The organism is Sphingobium sp. BHU LFT2 (genome assembly GCF_018604485.1).
Lineage (GTDB): Bacteria > Pseudomonadota > Alphaproteobacteria > Sphingomonadales > Sphingomonadaceae > Sphingobium > Sphingobium yanoikuyae_A.
In genome coordinates, this window is the sequence record NZ_JAFCGW010000072.1 from 1 (window position 1) to 889 (window position 889).

2 protein-coding genes are annotated in these 889 nt (G+C 64.9%); both read right to left on the reverse strand.

Annotated elements, in window-relative coordinates:
• Nucleotides 1–617, reverse strand: a 617-nt coding sequence (locus JQK15_RS26485; protein ID WP_214869637.1) for a class III extradiol dioxygenase subunit beta, incomplete at its 3' end; no start/stop codon positions are given.
• Nucleotides 617–889: protocatechuate 4,5-dioxygenase subunit alpha (gene ligA, locus JQK15_RS26490; RefSeq protein WP_214869644.1), on the reverse strand; the 273-nt coding region annotated here is incomplete at its 5' end. The genes ligA and JQK15_RS26485, both read right to left, overlap by 1 nt.

Genomic DNA, 889 nt, shown 5'->3' on the forward strand with positions numbered 1-889 from the left:
TCGGCATTGATGAGGCCGGCGCGCGGCCCCTGAAGCTGGTGGCTCATGCCGCCCGTGCCCCAGATCTGCACGTTGAGATCCTCGGGGAAGCTCTCGACCGCGCGGGCGATCGCCTCGCCCAGCCGCCAGCAGCGATTGCCCGACGGCGGCGGATAGGTGACGACATTGACCGCGACCGGGATCACCCGGCACGGCCAGGCATCGGGCTGGCCGAACATCAGGCTCAACGGCACGGTCAGGCCATGGTCGACATCCATTTCGTTGATGATGGTCATGTCGAATTCGTCGAGGATCAGGCTCTGGGCGATATGCCAGGCCAGGTCCGGCTCGCCGATCACGTCGGGCACCGGGCGCGGCCCCCAGCCCTCGTCGGCCGGCCTGTAGCGTTCGCCACAGCCGATCGCGAAGGTCGGGATGATCTTCATGTCGAAGGCGGAGGCATGGTCATTATAGACCAGGATCACGACATCGGGCTTTTCCTGCGCGATCCATTGCCGTGACCAGTCATAGCCGGCGAACAACGGTTGCCAATAAGGCTCGGCGGTCTTCTTGAGGTCCATGGCAGCGCCGATGGCGGGCACATGGCTGGTGGCGACGCCGGCCGTGATGCGGGCCATCAGCGTTTCTCCTTGATGGAGCGGACACCCTCGGGCGAGCGGCCGCCGGCGATCATCATCGCCTGATATTCTTCCGGGCTCATCCCGGTCATGGTGCCGACCGCCTGCAGGAAGCTGAGGCCGTCGGTCGAAAACACCTTGGCGAGGAAATAGATGTTCCCGCCCAGATCCAGGCAACGATTATAGTCGCGGTCCAGGATCGCCTGTTTCTGCGCCTCGGTCATCGGCCATTCGTCGATATAGGCGCGCTCGCCGGCCAGCCAGCGGACGCG